Below are 20,219 nucleotides of genomic sequence, written 5' to 3'. Positions count from 1 at the left end.
TCAGGACACCAATCCGGTGATCACGGCGAACGGAACCAGCAGGTAGCCGCCGACGAGCGCGACGGCGAAGACCAGCGCGGCGATCCGGGCCCGGCGCTCGCCCTTCGGCGTCTGCTGGCCGAGACTGCGGAACGCGCTGAAGGCGCCGTGGCGCAGGTGGAAGCCGAGGGCCACCAGCGCGAGGGTGTAGAAGAGCGTGACGTACCAGCGCTCCGGCGCGAAGTCCGCGACCACGTTGCCGTACGGGTTCGACGGGTCGCCCTGCGGGTTCAGGTGACCCGTGGTCAGGTCGAGGATGTGGTAGATCACGAAGAGCAGGATGATCACACCACCCCAGCGCATCGTGCGGGCCGCGTAGTTCAAGTGGATCTTGCGACGGTGCGCGTACCGGACCGGGCGGGCGGCCCGGGAGCGCATCGCGAGCACGGTGGCCGCGCCGATGTGCCCGAGGACGGCGACGGTGAGCACGGTGCGCTGGATCCACAGGAACCACGTCGTCGGCAGCAGCGGCGTGCCGATGTCCCGCAGCCAGTGCGCGTAGTGGTCGAACGACGTCTCGCCCGTGAAGATCTTCAGGTTGCCGAGCATGTGCGCGATCAGGAACAGCACGAGGATGATGCCCGTCACCGCCATGACGGCCTTGAGGCCGACGTTCGAGCGGATGGGCGACCGAGTTTTCGTGATTACCACGCGGTCGACGCTAGGAGCACTTCGATCAGGCGTCCAATGCATCGAAATCGCAGCGTTGATAGCCGTAGGCTATGTAGATGCAGCTCCATCAGCTTCGGTACTTCGTGGCGGTCGCCGAAGTACGACATTTCACCCAGGCAGCCGATCTTGTCGGCATAACCCAGCCCTCGTTGAGTAAGCAAATTCACGCACTGGAGACCGACCTGGGGGCCCCGCTGTTCGAACGGGTAAGGGGCAACATCACCCTGACCGCGGCAGGTGAGGTGCTGCTGCCGCTGGCCAAGCGGATCCTCGCCGACGTGGAGACCGCCACCCGCGAGGTGCAGGAGCTGGTGGGGCTGCGCCGGGGGCGGGTCCGGCTCGGCGCCACGCCCAGCCTGGCCACCTCGCTCGCCCCGCCGGTGCTGCGCCGGTTCCGCGACGCGCACCCCACGATCGACCTGCGCGTGGAGGAGGGCGGCTCGCAGGACCTCGTCCGCGACCTGCTCCGCGGCGACCTCGACCTCGCCCTGATCATCATGCCGTCGGCCGGCACCGACCCGGGGCTGCGCGCCGACCCGATCCTGCGGGAGAGCCTGGTGGTCGCCTCGGTCGACCCGCTGCCCGGCGCCTCGGAAGCCGGGGAGCTGCGCATCACCGACCTGCGCGACCAGCCGCTCGTCATGTTCCGCGAGGGCTACGACCTGCGCGACGCCACGCTGCAGGCGTGCCGGGCGGCCGGGTTCGAGCCGACCCTGTCCGTCGACGGCGGGGAGATGGACGCCGTGCTCAGCTTCGTCGAGGCCGGGCTCGGCGTCGCGCTGGTGCCCGGCATCGTGGTGGCCCGCCGCGCCGGCATCCGGGTCACCCGGCTCGTCCCGCCCGGCGTCCGCCGGACCATCGCGGTGGCCCGCCGCCGCGACGTGGTGCCCACCCACGCCGGGCGCGAGCTGCGCCGCATCCTCCTGGAGTACGTCCACGACGCCACCGCCACCGCCGCCCTCCCCCCAGGCGTAGAGCCCCTGTAACCCCGCCCCCCGCCCCCGCTCCCCGCCTCGCCGCCTCGTTGATCTTGCACTTTCGGCCCCGGCGAAAGGTGCGAAAGCCTCGGCGCGGGGGCACCAAGTGCAAGATCGGCGGGGGCTCCGGGTCAGCGGGACTCGGCGTCGTCCATGGCTCGGTAGATGCGTTGCTCGGAGACGGGGTAGGGGGTGCCGAGGGCCTGGGCGAAGACGTTCACCCGCAGCTCCTCGATCATCCAGCGGATCTGGCGGACCGCCGCCTCCTGGCGCCGCGGCGGAGGCAGCGCGGCCAGCATGTCCTGGTACTCCTTCTGCACCACGGCGACGCGGTCCTGCTGCTGTTTGTCGCGCTGCGGGTTGCCCGGCAACCGGTCCAGCCGCCGCTCGATCGCGGTCAGGTAGCGCAGCACGTCGGGCAGCCGCGCGTACCCCGTCTCGGTGATGAAACCCCTGTGCACCAGGCCGGTGAGCTGGTTGCGGATGTCGGCCAGCGCGGCCACCACGGCGAGGTTGCGGGTGGCGCCGAGCCGCTGCTCCACCGCGTACGCGGACGCGAGCACCCGGCGTACCCGCTCCATCACCTCGACGACGGTGTCCACCAGGTCGGCACGGACCCGGTCGCGCAGCGCGGCGAAGCCCTCGGCGTCCCAGGCGGGACCGCCCGCGTCGCCGATCAGCTTGTCGATCGCCGCGCCGGCCGCGTCCTCGATCAGCTCCGGCACGCTGCCGTGCGGGTTGCGGGACAGCGCCAGCTTCGCCTCGTTGCTCAGCCGCCCCTGGAGGAATTTCGCCGGTGACGGCATCGTCAGCCGCAGCAGCCGCCGGGTGCCCGCCCAGTGCGCGGCCTCCTGCTCGGCGGCGGAGTCGAACACCTTCACCCCGACCGTCGCGCCCTCGTCCACCAGCGCCGGGTACGCGGTCACCGCGAAGCCGGCGCGTACCTGCTCGATGGTGCGCGGCAGCGCGCCGATCGACCACTCGGTCAGCCCGGTCCGGGCCACGTCCGGCGCGGCGGCGGCCACGACCTGGCGTACCTCCTGGCGCAGCTCGCGCTGCAGCGCCGGCAGGTCCTTGCCCTCGGCGACCGGCTTGTCGTCGTCGCCGAGCACCCGGAACGTGACCCGCAGGTGCGGCGGCAGCCGGCCCAGGTCCCACGCGTCGGCCGGAACCGTCACCCCGGTCATCCGGCGCAGCTGCCGGGTCAGCGCGACCAGCAGCGGCTCCTCGCCCGGCGTGATCGCGGCCAGCGCGGCGCGGGCGTAGTCGGGCACCGGCACGAAGTTGCGCCGTACCGGCTTGGGCAGCGACCGGATCAGCGCGATCACCAGCTCCTCGCGCAGCCCCGGCACCTGCCAGTCGAAGCTCTCCGCCGGCACCTGGTTGAGCAGCGGCAGCGGGATGTCCACAGTGACGCCGTCGGTGGGCACGGTCGGGTCGAACGTGTACGTCAGCGGCAGCGTCACGCCGTCGGCCCGCCACTCGTCCGGGAAGTCCTCCTCGTCCACCCCGCCCCGGCCGTCGTTGACGAGCAGCTCGCGGGTGAACGTGAGCAGGTCGGGCCGCTCCCGGCGGGTCTTCTTCCACCAGGAGTCGAAATGCCGGCCGGAGACCACGTCGGCGGGGATCCGCTGGTCGTAGAAGGCGAAGATGGTCTCGTCGTCGACCAGGATGTCGCGGCGCCGGGCCCGGTTCTCCAGCTCCTCGATCTCGGTCAGCAGCTTCTGGTTGTCCCGCCAGAACTGGTGGTGGGTCTGCCAGTCACCCTCGACCAGGGCGTGCCTGATGAACAGCTCCCGGCTCAGACCTGCGTCGATCCGCCCGAAGTTCACCTTGCGGGAGGTGACGATCGGGATGCCGTACAGCGTGACCTTCTCGTAGGCCATCACCGCGGCCTGCTTCTTCTCCCAGTGCGGCTCGCTGTAGCTGCGCTTGACCAGGTGCTGCGCCAGCGGCTCGACCCACTCCGGCTCGACCCGGCCGGCCACCCGCCCCCACAGCCGGGACGTCTCCACCAGCTCCGCCGCCATCACCCAGCGCGGCGGCTTCTTGAACAGCGCCGACCCGGGGAAGATCGCGAACTTCGCGCCCCGCGCGCCGAGGTATTCGTGTTTCTGCGCGTCCTTGAGGCCGAGGTGCGACAGCAGGCCGGGCAGCAACGACTGGTGCACCTTCGGGGTGTCGATCTCCTCCGGCAGGTCGGCGCCGGCGCCGCGCCTGCCCTCACCCTTGTCCGAGGTCCGCAGGACCTGGCGCAACTGGCTGACGATGTCCTGCCATTCGCGTACGCGAAGGTAGTTGAGGTACTCGGCCTTGCACATCCGGCGGAACGCGCTGGACGACAGCTCCCGCTGCTTCTCCCGCAGGTAGCGCCACAGGTTCAGGTACGCGACGAAGTCCGACTCGGAGTCGGCGAACCGGGCGTGTGCCTGGTCGGCCTGGGCCTGCTTGTCGGCTGGACGTTCGCGCGGATCCTGGATGGACAGCGCGGCGGCGATCACCACTACCTCGGTGGCGCAGCCGTTGCGCTCGCCCTCGAGGACCATCCGGGCCAGCCGGGGGTCGACCGGGAGCTGGGCCAGCCGCCGGCCCAGCGCGGTGAGCCGCTTCGCCGGGTCGGTCTCGGCCGGGTCGAGCGCGCCCAGCTCGTGCAGCAGGTTCACGCCGTCGGTGACGTTGCGCCGGTCCGGCGGGTCGATGAACGGGAACGCCGCGATGTCGCCGAGCCCGATCGCTGTCATCTGGAGGATGACCGAGGCCAGGTTGGTCCGCAGGATCTCCGGGTCGGTGAACTCGGGGCGGGAGTCGAAGTCCTGCTCGTCGTAGAGGCGGATGCAGATGCCGTCGGAGGTACGCCCGCAGCGGCCCTTGCGCTGGTTGGCGCTGGCCTGCGAGACCGGCTCGATCGGCAGCCGCTGCACCTTGAGGCGGCTGGAGTAGCGGGAGATCCGGGCGGTGCCCGGGTCCACCACGTACTTGATGCCGGGCACCGTCAGCGAGGTCTCCGCGACGTTCGTGGCCAGCACCACTCGGCGGTTGCTGTGCGCGGCGAAGACCCGGTGCTGCTCGGCGGTGGAGAGCCGGGCGTACAGCGGCAGGATCTCGGTGCCGAGCAGCGACCGCTTCTTCTGGACCAGCTTGCCCAGCGCGTCGGCGGTGTCCCGGATCTCCCGCTCGCCGCTGAGGAACACCAGGATGTCGCCGGGCCCCTCGGCGGCCAGTTCCTCGACCGCGTCGCCGATGGCCTGGATCTGGTCCCGGACGTTCTCCTCGTCGGCCTCGTCCTCCTCCTCGGCCTCGGTGACCTCGACCAGCGGCCGGTAGCGGACCTCCACCGGGTAGGTGCGCCCGGACACCTCGACCACCGGCGCCGGGTTGCCCTCGGCGTCCGCGAAGTGCTTCGCGAACCGGTCGGTCTCGATGGTCGCCGAGGTGATGACCACCTTGAGGTCGGGCCGGCGGGGCAGGAGCTGCCTGAGATACCCCAGGATGAAGTCGATGTTGAGGCTGCGCTCGTGTGCCTCGTCGATGATCAGCGTGTCGTACTGCCGCAGCATCCGGTCGGTCTGCAACTCGGCCAGCAGGATGCCGTCGGTCATCAGCTTGACCAGGCTGTTGTCGCCCACCTGATCGGTGAAGCGCACCTTGTAGCCGACCACGTCGCCCAGCTCGGTGCCGAGTTCGTCGGCGATCCGGTCGGCGACCGTCCGGGCCGCCAGCCGGCGGGGCTGGGTGTGCCCGATCAGACCGGTGATGCCGCGCCCCAGCTCCAGGCAGATCTTGGGCAGCTGGGTGGTCTTCCCGGAGCCGGTCTCGCCGGCCACGATCACCACCTGGTGGTCGCGGATCGCGGCGGCGATGTCGTCGGAGCGTTCGCTGACCGGCAACTGCGGCGGGTAGGTGATCGCCGGGACGGCCGCGCGGCGGGACTCCAGCCGCGCCTCGGCCCTTGTCACCTCGGCCGCGATCTCGGCCAGCGCCGCCTCCCGCCGCTGCGGGTCGCGCAGCTTGCGCACGCCGTCGAGCCGCCGCTGGATCCGGCGCTGGTCGCGGAACATCAGGGGGGCGAGGCGGCGGTGCAGGTCGCGGGCGGTCTCGGGGGCGGCGGGTACGGCTGGATTCTGCATGTCGTCGCCAAGGATAGGCAGCCGCGCGGCGGACCGCCCCCGGGTTACCGGCGCTGGGCGTGCCCTCCCTGGTGCGGCCGTCCCCGCCGGATAAAGTTGCCGCCGACGAGGCCGACGGACGAGGCCGACGAGGGGCGGGGATGATCATGCGGGACACCGATCGGGCGCTCGTGCAGGCCGCCACCGCCGTGGCGAAGCTGCGCTGCCGCAGCGACAACCACACCGTCGCCGCCGCCGTACGCAGCACCGACGGCCGGGTGTTCAGCGGGGTGAACGTCTACCACTTCACCGGCGGCCCGTGCGCCGAGGTGGTGGCCCTCGGCGCCGCCGCGACCCAGGGCGCGGGCGAGCTGGAGGCCATCGTCGCGGTGGGGGACCGGGGCCGGGGGGTCATCCCGCCGTGCGGGCGCTGCCGCCAGGTGCTGCTCGACTACTTCCCGTCGATCAAGGTGATCGTCGGCCCGCCCGACGGGCTGCGCGCGGTCCCGATCGCCGACCTGCTGCCCGAGACGTACGTCTGGTCCGACCAGCAGGTCGAGGTGCCGGCCGGGCCGCGTGCCCCGCTGTGGCCGACCCCGGTGGTGCCGGGTGTCCGGCAGGCCGCGGAGGACTGACCGGCGCTCCGGTCCGGCGCGCTGAGCCGCGACGCTCAGTCGCCGGCGGCCGCCTCCAGCATCGAGCGGGGGACCGGCACCTGCTCGAAGCGGACCTGACCCTCCGGCACCATCCAGCTGCTGACCTGCGCGACGAGCCGGCCCGCGCGGACCGCCGGGTCGTTCGCGTACAGCTCGCGGGCCATCTGCGGGTCCACCGACAGCACCACGAAACCGCGGACGCGCCCGTCGTCGCCGTCGAGGAACGGGCCCGCCGCGAGCACCGCGCCCTGCTCCACCAGCCCGGCCTGGTGCGCCAGGTGGGCGTCCTGGATCCGGTCGAGGGCGTCCTGCGGCAGGTCCGGCGCGTCGTCCGGGCGGACCAGGAGCACCACCGTGTGCCTGTCGAATCGCATGCCCTCAGGCTAGGTGCTGCCGGGCGCGCAGTGCCCGGATCGACCAGTCCAGCACCGGCGCCAGGCTCTCGGCCGGCGGCCAGCCGTTGACCACGGCGAGCAGCTCCAGGTACCGCTCCCGGCGAGGGTCGCTCGCGCTCCGCAACCGGTCCAGCATCCGTCGGCGCAGGTCGGCGTCGTCCGGCCGGCCGCAGAGCCGTGCGTACCGGGCCGCCGCCCGGGCCAGGATCGGGTCGGCGCCGGGCGAGGCCGGCTCGACGCCGTCGGCGAGCGCCGGGGCCACCTCCTCCCGGACCACGGCGACCACGTCCCGGCGTACGCCCTCGGCGCCGTCCCGGTCCGCCGCGTGCTGCTCGGCCAGCCGGCGCAGCCCGGCCCGGAATCCCGGGTCCAGGGTCAGCTCGGCCAGCTCCACCCACGCCTCGATCTGACAGTCGTCCGGATCGTCCGGCAGCTCCGGCGTGAGCGACCGGCGGATGCCCGCGAACCCCGGATCGGTCAGGCCGCCGAACGCCGCGTCGAGGAACTCGTCGACCAGCCGCCGTCGTTCCCGCGCGGCCAGTCCGGCCAGCCGGTGCAGCAGGTCGGCCTCGGACGGGCCGGCCCCGCGCCGGGCGACCACTGTCAGCACCGCGCGGCGTGTCCGCAGCAGGCGGATCTGCGCGGTCAGCGCCTCCGCGTGCGCCGAGGCGACCTCGCCCAGGGTGACCTCCCGCGCCACCACCCGGCGCACTGTGGGCAGGTCCACGCCCAGCTCGCGCAACGTCCGTACCAGGTCGAGCCGGGCCACCGCGGCCGCGTCGTAGCGGCGGTGGCCGGCCGGTCCCCGGTCGGTGGGCGGCACGATGCCGCGGTCGGACCAGAACCGGATGGTCTTGACCGGCAGCCCGGTCCGCCGGGCCAGGTCACCGATCGAGTAGCGCTCCGCACCGTCCATGGCATCCACCATCGTGCCTCCCCCTGGTGGAGGCGCAACCCGCTTAGGTACGCCTTACCAGGTCAGCTAAGGTAAGGCGCACCTAATCGGAAGGCGAAACCCCCTCGTGACCACCGTCGCCGTCCGGCCCGCGCGGGCCGGGACTCCCGTCCGCCGCGGCACCGTCCGCCGCGTCGCGGTCACCGTGGCGGCGGCGCTCCTGCTCCTGCTGGCGCTGCTGGCCAGCCTCGCGCTCGGCAGCCGTCACCTCCCCGTCGACCAGGTGTGGCACGCGCTGGTGTCCCCGGACGGCGGCGACGCCACCACAGTGGTCCGGGAACTGCGGCTGCCGCGTACCGCCCTCGGGCTCGTCGTCGGTTTGGCGCTGGCGCTGGCCGGGGTGCTGTTCCAGGCGGTCACCCGCAACCCGCTGGCCGAGCCGCGCATCCTCGGCGTCAGCGCCGGCGCGTCGTTCGGCGTGGTGCTGGCCATCGCCGTGTTCGGGGTGGGCACGCTCGCCGGGTACGTCTGGTTCGGCATCGCCGGCGCGCTGCTCGCCGGGCTGCTCGTGTTCGCCATCGCCAACCGCACCCGCGAGGGCGCCAGCCCGGTCACCCTCGCGCTCGTCGGCGCGGCCCTCGACGCCGGTCTCGGCGCCATCGTGTACGCGCTGCTCAGCATCGACGCCCGCACGTTCGAGGAGTACCGCTTCTGGGTGGTCGGCGGGCTGACCGGCCGGGGCGTCGGCGTGGCCGGGCAGGTGCTGCCGTTCGTGGTGGCCGGGGTGCTGCTGGCCGCGCTCGCCGCCCGCGGCCTGGACGCGCTCGCCCTCGGCGACGACGTGGCCCGAGGGCTGGGGCACCGGGTCGCCCTGGTCCGGCTCGCCGCCGGGGCCGGTGGCGTGCTGCTCACCGGTGCGGCGGTGGCCGCCGCCGGGCCGATCGCCTTCGTCGGGCTGGCGGTGCCGCACCTGGCCCGGGCGCTCGTCGGCGCGGACCAGCGGTGGACACTGCTGGTCGCCGCGCTGCTCGGCCCGGCGCTGCTGCTCACCGCCGACGTGGCCGGCCGTCTCGTCGCCCCGCCCGGCGAGATCCCGGCCGGCATCATCACGGCCCTGCTCGGCGCCCCGCTCCTGGCCTTCCTGGTCCACCGAGCCAAGACGGTGACGACATGACCACCCCCACCGCCGGCTCCCGCGATCTTGCACTTGCTGCCCGGGCGGAAGGGGCGTTCCGGGCACCCGAGGGGCCCGAAGTGCAAGATCAACGGCGAGGGGTGCGACGGCCGCGGGGGCGTGGAGTGCTGCGGGCCGGGGCGGTGGTGGTGCCGTTCCGGTGGCGGCCGGTTGTCGTGGCGGTGGTGCTGTTCGTACTGCTGTGCGCGGCGGTGGTGGTCAGTCTGTCGCTGGGTACGCCGTACGTCGCCCCGGTGGACGTGGTGCGGTCGCTCTCCGGCGCGGGTACGCCGTACGACCTCGTGGTGCGCGACCTGCGACTGCCTCGCGCGGTCCTCGCGGCGGTGGCGGGTGCGGCCTTCGGCGTGGCCGGCACGCTGATCCAGAGTGTGGCCCGCAACCCGCTCGCCAGCCCCGACGTCATCGGTGTCACCCAGGGCGCCGGGCTGGCCGCGACGATCGCGCTGACCAGCGGCGCGGCGGCGGTGCTGGTGGCGCCGGCGGCGCTGCTCGGTGGCCTGGCCGCCGCGGTGGTGGTGTTCGCGCTCGGCGCCCGGCACGGCCTGGCGGCCCAGCGCTTCGTGCTCGCCGGTGTGGCGGTGGCGTTCGCGTTCCGGGCGCTGATCGAGGTGGTCATGCTCACCGCCGACCCGATCGACGGGCTGCGCGCGCAGATCTGGCTGATCGGCACGCTCGCCGGCAAGGGGTGGAGCGAGGCGGCGTGGATCGCCGGCACGCTCGCCGTACTGCTGCCGGTGCTGCTCTGGGCCGGGTGGGCGCTGCGCAGCAGCGCGCTCGACGACGACACCGCGCGGGGGATCGGCCTGCGGCCGGTGGCCCGGCGCATGGGGCTGGCCGGCACCGGTGTGCTGGCCGCCGCCATGGCCACCGCCCAGGTCGGCGCCGTCGACTTCGTGGCGCTGGTGGCCCCGCAGGTGGCCCGGCGGCTGGTCCGCGCCGAGCGCCCGCCGCTGCTGTGCGCCGCGCTGCTGGGCGCGTTGCTGCTGGTCCTCGCCGACCTCGGCGCCCGCCGGCTGCTGGCGCCGACCCAACTGCCGGCCGGCGTACTGACCGCGGCGATCGGCGGGCCGTACCTGATCTTCGTGCTGCTGCGTACCCGAGGGAGGCGGTCGTGACCGCGCTGCTGTCCACCCGCGACCTGGTCGTCGGCTACGAGGGCCGCACCGTGCTGGACGGGCTCGACCTCGACCTGCCGGCCGACACGTTCACCGTGATCGTCGGCCCGAACGCCTGCGGCAAGTCGACGCTGCTGCGCACCATGGCCCGGCTGCTCACGCCCCGGCGCGGCGCGGTGCTGCTCGACGGCGCGGCGATCCGGGACCTGCCGACCCGGGACGTGGCCCGGCGGCTCGGCGTCCTGCCGCAGAGCCCGCTGGTGCCGGAGGGGATCACCGTGGCCGACCTGGTCGGGCGCGGCCGGCAGCCCTACCAGCGCTGGTGGCGGCAGTGGTCGGCCGAGGACGGGCGGGCGGTCGAGGAGGCCATGCGGCTTGCCGACGTCAGCGCGCTCGCCGACCGCCCGGTGGACACGCTCTCCGGCGGGCAGCGCCAGCGGGTGTGGATCGCCATGACGCTGGCCCAGGACACCGACGCGCTGCTGCTGGACGAGCCGACCACGTTCCTCGACCTGGCCCACCAGGTCGAGGTGCTGGACCTGCTGCACCGGCTGCGCGCCCAGCGGGGCCGGACCGTGGTGGCCGTGCTGCACGACCTCAACCAGGCGGCCCGGTACGCCGACCACCTGATCGCCATGCGCGACGGCGCGGTGGTGGCCGCCGGCGAGCCGCGCGAGATCCTCACCGCCGATCTGGTCCGCGACGTGTTCGGGCTGGACTGCGTGGTCGTGCCGTGCCCGGTCAGCGGCGCCCCGCTCGTGGTGCCGGCCCTCACCCAGGGCACTCCCACCCAGGCCCTCCACACACAGACCTCGGCCGCTCCGGCCGTCACGCCGGCCCCGGCCGGCGCCCCCGTCGGCGACGCCTGAGCGCGCCGACCCGCACCACCGAAAGGAACCTGATGCGTCGTCTCGCCGTCGCACTCACCGCCGCCCTCGCTCTCGGCGTCGGCCTCACCGCATGCGGGGAGAGCGACCCCGTCGCCGGCACCGGCACCGGGGAGACCCGGGAGATCACCCACGCCATGGGCACCACGAAGGTGCCCGCCGAGCCCAAGCGCGTGGTCGTGCTCGACACCGACAAGATCGACACCGCGCTGTCGCTGGGCGTCACCCCGGTCGGCGCGGCGACCGCCGGTGAGGCGAAGAGCTGGCCCACCTACTTCGGCGCGGACAAGCTCGCCGGCATCACCGAGGTCGGCGTGCTCACCGAGCCGGACCTGGAGGCGATCAACGCGCTCAACCCGGACCTGATCCTCGGCAGCAAGTTCCGCCAGGAGAAGTTCTACGACGAGCTGTCCAAGATCGCCCCGACTGTGTTCACCGAGAAGGTGGGCATCACCTGGAAGGAGAACTTCCTCCTCGACGGCACGGCACTGGGCAAGGAGCAGCAGGCCAAGGACCTGCTGGCCGAGTACGAGAAGCGGGCCAAGGACTTCGGCGCGAAGCTCGGCGACGCCTCGTCCCGCAAGGTCTCCATCGTGCGCTTCATGCCGACCGAGATCCGCCTGTATGGCCCTGATTCGTTCTCCGGCATCGTCGTCGGCGACACCGGCCTGGGCCGCCCGGAGCGGCAGATGCTCGCCGGCAAGGAGGACAAGCGGATGGACCGGGTCAGCCCGGAGCGCATCGCCGAGGCCGACGGCGACGTGGTGTTCGTGACCGCGTACGGCGAGAAGGCCGCCGCCGAGCAGGCGAAGGTCACCGGCGGCACGCTGTGGAAGGGCCTGTCCGCGGTCCAGGCCGGCAAGGCGCACGTGGTCTCCGACGAGATCTGGATGACCGGCATCGGCGTGGGCGCCGCCAACAAGATCCTGGACGACCTGGAGAAGTACCTGGCCGCCTGAGCCCTGATCACCCGCGCCCGTCCAGCCCACCGGCCGGACGGGCGCGGGTGTGTCTCAGGCCGCCAACTGCCAGAGCAGGAACGCGTTGAGCGCCACCACGAACGCGGTGATCGCCACCGCCGCGGCGGTGGTGGCCCGGCGGTTGACCAGGCTGCCCATCAGGTCCCGGCGGCGCGTGAACATCACCACCGGGATCAGCGCGAACGGGATGCCGAAGCTCAGCACCACCTGGGACAGCACCAGCGCGCGGGTCGGGTCGACGCCGATCGCGAGCACCGCCAGCGCGGGCAGCAGCGTGATCATCCGGCGAACCAGCAGCGGGATCCGGCGGCGCAGGAAGCCCTGCATGATGATCTCGCCGGCGTACGTGCCGACGCTCGTGGAGGCGAGCCCGGACAGGAGCAGGGCGACCGCGAAGCCGACCGCCGCCGCCGTGCCGAGCGTGGCGGCGAGCCCGGTGTGTACGCCTTCGAGGGTGTCGGTGCCGGGGATCGACGTGCCGTGGAAGCTGCTCGCGGCGACCAGCAGCATGGCCAGGTTGACCGCGCCGGCGATGCCCAGCGCGATCAGCACGTCGATCCGCAGGCCCTTGGCGATCACCCGCCGCTGCGTCTCGCCCTCGGCGGGCAGGCGGTTCGGGGTCAGCGCCGAGTGCACGTAGATGACGTGCGGCATCACCGTCGCGCCGAGGATGCCGGCGGCGAGCAGCATGCTGTCGGTGCCCTGCATCCGGGGCAGCAACCCGGCCGCGGCGTCGGACACGTCCGGTTGCGCGCTGACCAGGTTGACCGCGAACGCCAGCACGATCACGCCGAGCAGCACGGCGATGGCGACCTCGAACGTCCGGAAGCCCCTGGCGCGCAGCGCCAGGACGGCGAATGAGGCGGCGCCGATGACCAGGCCGCCGGGGAGCAGCGGGACGCCGAACAGCAGGTACAGCGCGACCGCCCCGCCGATCACCTCGGCCAGGTCGGTGGCCATGGCGACCAGTTCGGCCTGCGCCCACATGACCCGGTTGAGCGGCCGGGGCAGGTGCTCCCGGCACAGCTCGGGCAGGCTGCGCCCGGTGGCCAGGCCGAGCTTCGCGGTGAGTGTCTGCACCAGCATGGCGGCCAGGTTCGCCGCCACCACCACCCAGACCAGCAGGTACCCGTACCGGGCCCCGGCCGTGGAGTTGGTGGCGAAGTTGCCGGGGTCGACGTAGGCGACCGCCGCCACGAACGCGGGCCCGAGCAGGATGAGCCGGCCGCGGACCGGGCGCGGGGCGCGGGCGGTCCGTAGCGGGGGTAGAACTGGCGAGTCGTTCGTTACCACTGGTGCTCCTCGACGGACGACGGGCGGCGGAGCGGGACGACGGACGGCGGGGACGAGGCGGAGTCAGGCGGGTTCGTGCCGAGCCGCCGCCGGGTTGCGCTCCAGCGCGTCCGCGAACGGGACCAGCGCGACGAGGTCATGGAGTCCACGGCCATGCCGGGGTGTTCCCGACTATTACCCACATATGCCTCTAACCTGAGCCTGGAGAAGAAAGCGCACATCAGGGGCGGTGCCGCCCGGGCGGTGACGACCGCCGCCCTGCTGCGGCGGCACCTCCGGCCCGACCGGTCGCCCCGAGCGCAGCACGCCGAACGGCCGTCCCGGGAGCGGGACGGCCGTTCGGTGGGGGGCGGCGGTGAGCCGGAGCGGATCGCTCGGTCAGGCGGCGGTGGACCAGATGGCCCGGAAGGCGGCCGCCTCACCGGCGAGCCACTGCTCGATCTGCTCGGGCTTGACGTCGGCGGGCATCCGGTGCGCCTCGCCGCGCCGTACGTCGACCAGGACCGGCTCGGCGTGCGGCAGTACCGCGTCCATGTGCCGGGCCATCAGGTGCAGCGTGGCGAGGGTGGCCTCCTCGCTCGGCGGCGCCTCGTCGAAGTGCAGCCGGATCGCCTCGGCCCGGCCGTCGGCGTACCGGACGCCGAACTGTGGATTGATCTTCACGGGCAGGTCACCCAGCATCGCGAGGGCGTCGCGGGTCTGGGCCAGGTCGACGCCGGCCGGCTCGCCGAGCGAGTGCAGCCAGCGGGTCGCGCCCGGCACGAGCGCCTCGTAGAGCGGGCGCCAGCGCGGCTTGACCAGGTCGGCGACCTGCGCCAGGTGCGTGCCGCCGGTGTGGAAGGCGACGTCGGCCTTGAGCGCCTTGACGAACTGGCCGTGCGGGTTGAAGCCGTGCCGGCTGGCCCGCTGCCGGCGCAGGCCGCCGACGAAGGTGGCCTTCGTGGGGCCGGTGCGGTCGACGTACCGGGTGAATCCGAGGAGGGTGGCGTAGGGGGTGACAGGGGTCGCGGAGGTGGGCGCAGTCACGAGCATCCTCCCAGGTCAGCAGCTCGATTAGTACATACATTCTAATCGACGGGTCTGACATCGCCCAGGGCACGAAAAGGGCCGCCCGTGTCCCGTCCGGCGATAGTTGGCCAGTCCAGCCGAAGTTGGCCAACGGCCTGGTCTGCGTCCGTTTGTAGGTGGCCAGCGGCACGGTTGCGGGATGCTGCTCGCGCTGAACCCAAGAGCGCATCGACGGGCGCTGACCGGCCTGGTTATGTCGATCGGAAGGCCCCGGCCAGCTCGCCGCGGATCTTCCAGCCTAGCGCGGAGTACAGCCTCCGCCCTTCGGCTGTGGCGGAGAGCAGCCCTGTGGTCAGGCCCTCGTCGAGCGCTCGGTTCCCGAGCATGGTCATCACCGTACGGCCCATGCCTCGCCGCTGGTCCGCTGCACGGGTCCGGACTCTGTCGATGACGCCGTATCGTCCGCTCGCGGCCAACCGTGCCCGCGAGACGATGTCACCGTTGCCGTCGCGGATCATTCCGAGGAGCGCTCCACCGTCATTGACGATCTGGGCGGTGCAGGAGGGCGGCGTCTCGGCAACGCCGCGGGTGAAGGGGGCGGTCATCAGATGATGCAAGTCGTACATCGTCCAGTCGCTCTTCAGCGCTTCGCGCAAGGAGCCGGCAGCTCCGACGAGCTTGATTTCGGTGCCAGGAGTGGTCAGCTCGCGTCCCAGGACGGCTGCTCGCTGCCAGTCATACGGCTTGAGGACGTACCTAGCGAGATCCCGAGTGGGGTCGATGTCAATCTTGAGACCGCCGGTGATCACGACAGGCGGCGTCGTTCCGCGGGACACCGACCAGCCGTGGGCCCACGTATCGGTCAACTCCGCTAGGTCGAGCATTCGATCATGATCAGGCAAATTGGAGGGTCTGGCCAGTGACGGCCGTCGGCGTGGCCGCGGCCGTTCGAGGGCGGCCGGCGGTAACGTGCCGGGATGCTGCGCGCGGTGCCGGGCTCTGGTGCTCCGCTGACGGCTGAGTTCGAAGTCGGTTATGTCGCTATCGATAGGACCGAAGCCCGTGCCACTTTGATCGACTCGGCGGCAGTGCGATTCGAGCTTGGCAAACCGGTGCGAAGCTTCTCGCACCGCAAACGGCAGCGGCACTTTCCAGGCCTTTGGTGGTCGTCTACGACGCGCGCACATATCGGCTATGAGTCCTGGCTGGAGCGGGACCACCTGATGCTGCTCGACTTCGATCCTTCGGTGGTCGGCATCGCCTCGCAGCCGTTCTGGCTGTTCTGGGACGAGCAAGGCCGCCGTCGCTCGCACGCGCCCGACTATTTCGCTCGGCTGGGCGATGGTCGCGCGATGGTGATCGACTGCCGGCCGGCGGATCGGATCAAACCCCGCGACGCTGCGGCGTTCGCCGCGACTGAGCGCGCCTGTGAGCTGGTCGGATGGGAGTATCGGCTGGTCAGCGAGCCTGATCCGGTGCTGAGAACCAACGTGCGGTGGCTGGCCGGATACCGACATCCGCGTTACCGCGTTCCCGGTGTCTCCGAGGCGTTACGCGAGGCGTTTCTCGATACGGCGCCACTGATGGCTGGGGCCGAAGAAGCCGGTGATCCGATCGCGGTCCTGCCGGTGCTGTTTCATCTGCTGTGGTGCGGTGAGCTGACGGCCGGTCTGAGCACGGTGCTGCATGAAGCCACACCGGTGACCAGCGTCGGGATGCCGTGATGGCAGTCGGCCGCATGCCCGTGCTTCGTGTCGGGGAGTGGGTGCACTTTGACGGCGAAGAACATCAGGTGGTCGCGCTTGCCGGCACCTCGGTGCGATTGCATTCGAGGTCCGGAGCGGCGCAGGTCGTGCTCTTGACGTTCCTGCTCGCGGCTGCGGACTTCGAGTTGGTCGACGGGCCGGCCATGCCGGCGGTGGAGCCGTTCGGGTTGCTCGACAGCTTGCCGGATGAGGTGGCGGACCGGGCACGCTGGTGGCAGCGGCATGTGGTCGAGGTGATGACCGGGCTCCCGCTCGGCGCGGAGCCAGGCACGGTCCCGCGGCCCGGGTTCGATCCGGCGACCTCGATTCTGGCGCAGCGCGAGCAGGCCAAGGCGGATGAGCTGACCGCTGACGGGCGGCCCGTTTCGGCGCGAACAGTGCGCCGGATGCGGGTGCGCTACGCCGAGCAGGGGCTCTGGGGGCTGGTCGATCAGCGCGCTACCAGGTCCAGCGACCTGGTCGGCCGCGCCGATCCACGCCTTGTCGCGGCGATCCGCGCGGAGTTGGACGCGCAGACGCACGCCTCGACCGGCACGCGGGACCGGCTGATGCGCCGGGTCGTCGCCGCGTTGGCCGCCGAGCACGGCGACGCCGTGGTGCCGATTCCGGGCCGCAGCGCCTTCTATGAACTGATCGCGGCGTTGTCGACGGGCCGGCACTCGTTCGGCGCGGCCACTACCCGGCGGTCGTTGGCGAACCGGCCGGAGGCGCCGTTCACGCCGACGATCGTGGCCCGGCCGGGTGAGCTGGTGCAGATCGACTCCACGGTTTTGGACGTGATGGTCGTGCTGGACTCCGGCGTCCTCGGCCGGCCCGAGCTGACGATGGTCATCGACGTCGCCACCCGCACCATCGCCGCTGCGGTCCTGCGCCCGTCGGGCACCAAGGCCGTCGACGCGGCCCTGCTCCTGGCCCGAATGCTCGTCCCGGAACCGATGCGCCCCGGCTGGGCGGCGGCGCTGCGCATGTCGGCCTCGCGGCTGCCGCACGCCCGGCTCGTCGGCGTCGACACCCGGCTGGAACTGGCGGCGGCCAAGCCCGTGATCGTTCCGGAGACGATCGTCATCGATCACGGCCGGGTGTTCGTCTCCGAGGTGTTCACCCGGGCCTGCGCCAACCTCGGAATTTCGATCCAGCCGGCCCGCAAGGGCACACCGACGGACAAGCCGATCGTCGAGCGGCAGTTCTCCTCGATCAACACGCTGTTCTGCCAGCACGTCGCCGGCTACACCGGCGCTAACGTCACCCGGCGCGGTGACCGGGTGGCCGGCGAAGCCGTCTGGAGCCTCGCCGATCTGCAGGACCTGCTCGACGAATGGATCGTCGCGGGCTGGCAACGCCGCCCCCACGAGGGCCTGCACGATCCTCATGCCCCGGGCCGGGCGATCAGCCCGAACGACGCCTACGCCGCGCTGGTCGCGACAGCCGGCTACCTGCCCATGACCCTCTCCGGCGAGGACTACCTGGAATTGCTGCCGGTCGAGTGGCGTCAGATCAACGAGTACGGCATCCGCATCGAGCACCGCACCTACGACAGCCCCGACCTGGCACCCTGGCGGCGCCAACGCTCCGGCAGCACCGAACACGGCGGTCGATGGGAAGTGCACTACGACCCCTACGACCTGTCCTACGTCTTCGTCCGGACACCCGCCGGATGGGTCACCGCGCCCTGGACACACCTGCCGATGATCTCCGCCCCGTTCGCCGACTTCACCTGGCGCCACGCCCGCCGCCTGGCCGCCACCCGCGGCCTGCCCGATGACAACGAGACCGAGGTCGCCCGCGTCCTGGACGAACTGCTCACCCTCGCCGCTACCGGACCAACACCGGACCGGGCCAGCGCCCGTGTCGCCGCACGCACACGCGCGGCTCGACGACTCTTGCCCGGCGACGCGCAGATCATCGAGCTGCCCGTCCCGCCGGACAGCGACGACCAGGTCGGCGCCGAGGTCATCCCGTTCGGCATCTTCGACGCCGACGCCGAAGCCGAAAGGTGGCCATGAGCCGACCCCAGCACCTGCGCGTCGACCCCGACAACCGCGGTGAGGCGGCCGACGAGCCGCTGACCACGAAGGAAGGCTGGGCCCGCTTCGTCCACCACCGGCCGGCACCACCCGCCGGTGACGACGACGCCCGCATCGACTACCTGTCTGAACTTGTCATGGTCAACACACCGACCGTCGCCGAGGTGATCGCCTGCGCCCGCCGACTCGTCATGCTCAACCGGCGACAGGTCTCCGCACGCCGCGGACTGATCGTCACCGGTGTTCCCGGCACCGGCAAGACCACCGCCATCACCGCGCTGGGCCGCACCCACGAGCTCGCGATCCGGCGCAAGCACCCCCGCGAATCGGGACGACTGCCGGTCATCTACGTCACCGTCCCGCCCGCGGCCACCCCGCGGATGCTGGCTGTCGAGTTCGCCCGCTTCCTCGGATTGCCCCTCACCAACCGGGCCAACCTGACCGAAGTCGTCAACGCTGTCTGCGTCACCGCGACCCATGTCGGTGTCGACCTGGTCCTCGTCGACGAAGTGCACAACCTCAACCTCGCCACCCGCTCCGGAGCGGAGGTCTCCGACCAGCTCAAATACTTCGCCGAGCGGCTGCCCGCGACATTCGTCTACGCCGGCGTCGACGTCGAACGCGCCGGTCTGTTCGCCGGCCCACGCGGCCGGCAGATCGCCAGCCGGTTCACCACCATCCCGGCCGCCGGATTCGCCTACGGCACACCGGAACAGCGTGCTGGCTGGCGGGCGCTCGTCACCGGGATGGAAACCACGCTGCCACTGCGCAACCATCCGGCCGGCAGCCTCGCCAAGCTCGACGGATACCTGCACCGGCGCACCGGCGGAATGATCGGCAGCCTGTCGCACCTGATCCGCGGCGCTGCCATCGACGCCATCCTCGACCGCACCGAGCACATCACCCGAGCACACCTGGCCGCCATCCGACTCGACCACGCCGCCGAAACCTACGCCGGAACCCGCCCCCACTCCACGCCCTCGACCGGCACCGCCGCGACCGCGTGAAGCCCAGGCTGCCACGGCTGCCCATCCCGCTGCGGCCCGCACACCATGAGACGCTGACCTCCTACGTCGCCCGGCTCGCCGCTGTCCACGCCCTGCCATACGAAGATCTCTGGACCTGCCTGAGCGCACCCACTGGGTCCGGCAGCCGGCGTCTGATCGTGCTTGACCGGCTCGCCGCCGCCACCGATCGGCCAGCCGCCGCGCTCGAGCACGCGCTACCTGAACTGCGCGATTCGGCGCCGGACTGGAAGCAGTGGCGGCACTACCCCCAGCGCGCCTGCCCGCTATGCACTGCCCGACACCGCGGCGGCGTCATCCGCCGACTGTTCGCGCACCACGAGATGCTCTGCACCCGCCACGGCTACTGGATCGGCTCCACCGAGTTCGGCATCGACCACCACCCCCACCCGATCAGCACGTTGCTGCCCGAACTCGCCCACGCCCAGCACCGGCACCACCGCCTCGTCCACCGACATGGCTGGAAATCCGTCCTGCACGCCATCGCCGCCTCCCAGAATGTCTGCATCGACCTGCGCTTCTATGGCCCCTCGCCCCAGCACACCATCCACGACCAGCGCATCAAGGTCCTCATCCCGGATGCCAGGGCCTTCAACGGGCCGCGCTACATCGCCGCCTTCTACCCGGAGATCGTGCGGCTTGCCGAACTGTTCTGCGCACCCGCCCAGCGCCTGCCTGCCCGCACCGCCATCCAGCAGTTCCACGCCGCCAGCATCCCGGGATTTCACGGTCACACCGGCGAACGCGACGCCATCGCGGCGAGAATCGCCCACGCCATCGGCTACCCGGTCGATGCGATCCTCAGCAACAACGGTCACCTCATCACGTTCTGGCTCGCCGGCGCGGGTTACGGACCCTTCTATGAGCCCGACAAGACCTTCCCCGACACACGAGCGCAGACCCTGGACGGCACCCCGTCGCCGAATCTGAAACAGCGCGAGGCCACCCACCTCCGTCGGGCCGTCCGCGAGTTCGCCAAGAACAATCTGCTCGTCGCGGCCTGGAATCTCCCACCGCTCAACGTCCGCGAGATCCGGAAACCGGACATCCCGCCGCAACTCGTCGACGTCCCAACCTCAAACCTGGCCGAACTGTTGGGGCTGCACGACCATGACTCGCGATCCAACACGGAGGAACCCAGACCGATAGAACAGGACCTTTGAGCGGATCCAACCGGAACCGCGCG

The 20,219-nt window shown here is 71.9% G+C and carries 17 protein-coding genes; 10 read left to right on the top strand and 7 right to left on the bottom strand.

The window, feature by feature from the left end; translation table 11 throughout:
* Positions 1-732 (bottom strand): succinate dehydrogenase cytochrome b subunit, encoded by a 732-nt coding sequence (locus SM452_RS10275; RefSeq protein ID WP_463839788.1) that lies wholly within the window; start codon positions 730-732, stop codon positions 1-3.
* A gap of 35 nt (positions 733-767) precedes the next feature.
* On the opposite strand from SM452_RS10275, the gene SM452_RS10270 reads away from it, so the two are divergent.
* Positions 768-1,697, top strand: a complete 930-nt coding sequence (locus SM452_RS10270) for a LysR family transcriptional regulator (protein ID WP_463839787.1) — start codon at positions 768-770, stop codon at positions 1,695-1,697.
* Between the two features lie 122 nt (positions 1,698-1,819).
* Here SM452_RS10270 and hrpA read toward each other — a convergent pair whose 3' ends face one another.
* Positions 1,820-5,815, bottom strand: a complete 3,996-nt coding sequence (gene hrpA / locus SM452_RS10265) for an ATP-dependent RNA helicase HrpA (protein WP_463839786.1) — start codon at positions 5,813-5,815, stop codon at positions 1,820-1,822.
* A gap of 146 nt (positions 5,816-5,961) precedes the next feature.
* Between hrpA and SM452_RS10260 the strand changes: the two genes are divergently transcribed.
* Complete coding sequence (locus SM452_RS10260) at positions 5,962-6,429, top strand: cytidine deaminase family protein (protein WP_262012273.1); 468 nt, start codon at positions 5,962-5,964, stop codon at positions 6,427-6,429.
* A 35-nt stretch (positions 6,430-6,464) separates the two neighbouring features.
* Here SM452_RS10260 and SM452_RS10255 read toward each other — a convergent pair whose 3' ends face one another.
* The gene (locus SM452_RS10255) at positions 6,465-6,824 is read right to left on the bottom strand and encodes a YciI family protein (RefSeq protein ID WP_013285335.1); all 360 of its coding nucleotides are present in this window, start codon (positions 6,822-6,824) and stop codon (positions 6,465-6,467) included.
* Between the two features lie 4 nt (positions 6,825-6,828).
* Positions 6,829-7,761, bottom strand: a complete 933-nt coding sequence (locus SM452_RS10250) for a MerR family transcriptional regulator (protein ID WP_463839785.1) — start codon at positions 7,759-7,761, stop codon at positions 6,829-6,831.
* 106 nt (positions 7,762-7,867) lie between these two features.
* On the opposite strand from SM452_RS10250, the gene SM452_RS10245 reads away from it, so the two are divergent.
* From SM452_RS10245 to SM452_RS10230, 4 genes are all read left to right on the top strand, one after another.
* The gene (locus tag SM452_RS10245; RefSeq protein WP_262012276.1) at positions 7,868-8,914 is read left to right on the top strand and encodes a FecCD family ABC transporter permease; all 1,047 of its coding nucleotides are present in this window, start codon (positions 7,868-7,870) and stop codon (positions 8,912-8,914) included.
* A 101-nt stretch (positions 8,915-9,015) separates the two neighbouring features.
* The gene (locus SM452_RS10240) at positions 9,016-10,050 is read left to right on the top strand and encodes a FecCD family ABC transporter permease (protein WP_355507650.1); all 1,035 of its coding nucleotides are present in this window, start codon (positions 9,016-9,018) and stop codon (positions 10,048-10,050) included.
* Positions 10,047-10,919: an ABC transporter ATP-binding protein gene (locus tag SM452_RS10235; RefSeq protein WP_262012278.1), complete on the top strand. Its 873-nt coding sequence runs from the start codon at positions 10,047-10,049 to the stop codon at positions 10,917-10,919. Before SM452_RS10240 ends, SM452_RS10235 begins: the two co-directional genes overlap by 4 nt.
* A 32-nt stretch (positions 10,920-10,951) precedes the next feature.
* Positions 10,952-11,896, top strand: a complete 945-nt coding sequence (locus SM452_RS10230) for an ABC transporter substrate-binding protein (RefSeq protein WP_463839784.1) — start codon at positions 10,952-10,954, stop codon at positions 11,894-11,896.
* A gap of 54 nt (positions 11,897-11,950) precedes the next feature.
* Here the strand turns inward: SM452_RS10230 and SM452_RS10225 are convergent, their stop codons facing one another.
* The 3 genes from SM452_RS10225 to SM452_RS10215 form a co-directional block, all read right to left on the bottom strand.
* Positions 11,951-13,210: an Nramp family divalent metal transporter gene (locus SM452_RS10225; protein WP_463839783.1), complete on the bottom strand. Its 1,260-nt coding sequence runs from the start codon at positions 13,208-13,210 to the stop codon at positions 11,951-11,953.
* 378 nt (positions 13,211-13,588) lie between these two features.
* Entirely contained in the window at positions 13,589-14,236 is a 648-nt protein-coding gene (locus tag SM452_RS10220) for a hypothetical protein (protein ID WP_194800963.1), read from the bottom strand.
* A 233-nt stretch (positions 14,237-14,469) separates the two neighbouring features.
* Positions 14,470-15,102 carry a GNAT family N-acetyltransferase gene (locus tag SM452_RS10215; RefSeq protein ID WP_463839782.1) on the bottom strand — a complete coding sequence of 211 codons (633 nt, stop codon included), beginning with the start codon at positions 15,100-15,102 and terminating at the stop codon, positions 14,470-14,472.
* A 93-nt stretch (positions 15,103-15,195) separates the two neighbouring features.
* On the opposite strand from SM452_RS10215, the gene SM452_RS10210 reads away from it, so the two are divergent.
* The 4 genes from SM452_RS10210 to SM452_RS10195 all read left to right on the top strand — a co-directional run bounded on the left by SM452_RS10210 (position 15,196) and on the right by SM452_RS10195 (position 20,196).
* Entirely contained in the window at positions 15,196-15,942 is a 747-nt protein-coding gene (locus SM452_RS10210) for a TnsA-like heteromeric transposase endonuclease subunit (RefSeq protein ID WP_463839781.1), read from the top strand.
* A gap of 128 nt (positions 15,943-16,070) precedes the next feature.
* Positions 16,071-17,987, top strand: coding sequence for a transposase (locus SM452_RS10205; protein ID WP_463839780.1), 1,917 nt, complete (start codon positions 16,071-16,073; stop codon positions 17,985-17,987).
* Entirely contained in the window at positions 17,984-19,015 is a 1,032-nt protein-coding gene (locus SM452_RS10200; RefSeq protein ID WP_463839779.1) for a TniB family NTP-binding protein, read from the top strand. The genes SM452_RS10205 and SM452_RS10200 overlap by 4 nt, the downstream gene beginning before the upstream one ends.
* Positions 19,012-20,196, top strand: a complete 1,185-nt coding sequence (locus SM452_RS10195) for a TniQ family protein (RefSeq protein WP_463839778.1) — start codon at positions 19,012-19,014, stop codon at positions 20,194-20,196. Before SM452_RS10200 ends, SM452_RS10195 begins: the two co-directional genes overlap by 4 nt.
* Positions 20,197-20,219: the final 23 nt, after the last annotated feature.

The organism is Micromonospora sp. SYSU B005 (assembly GCF_055362685.1).
The sequence above is the reverse complement of the archived record's forward strand: the minus strand, read 5'-3'. Positions and strand labels throughout refer to the sequence as shown.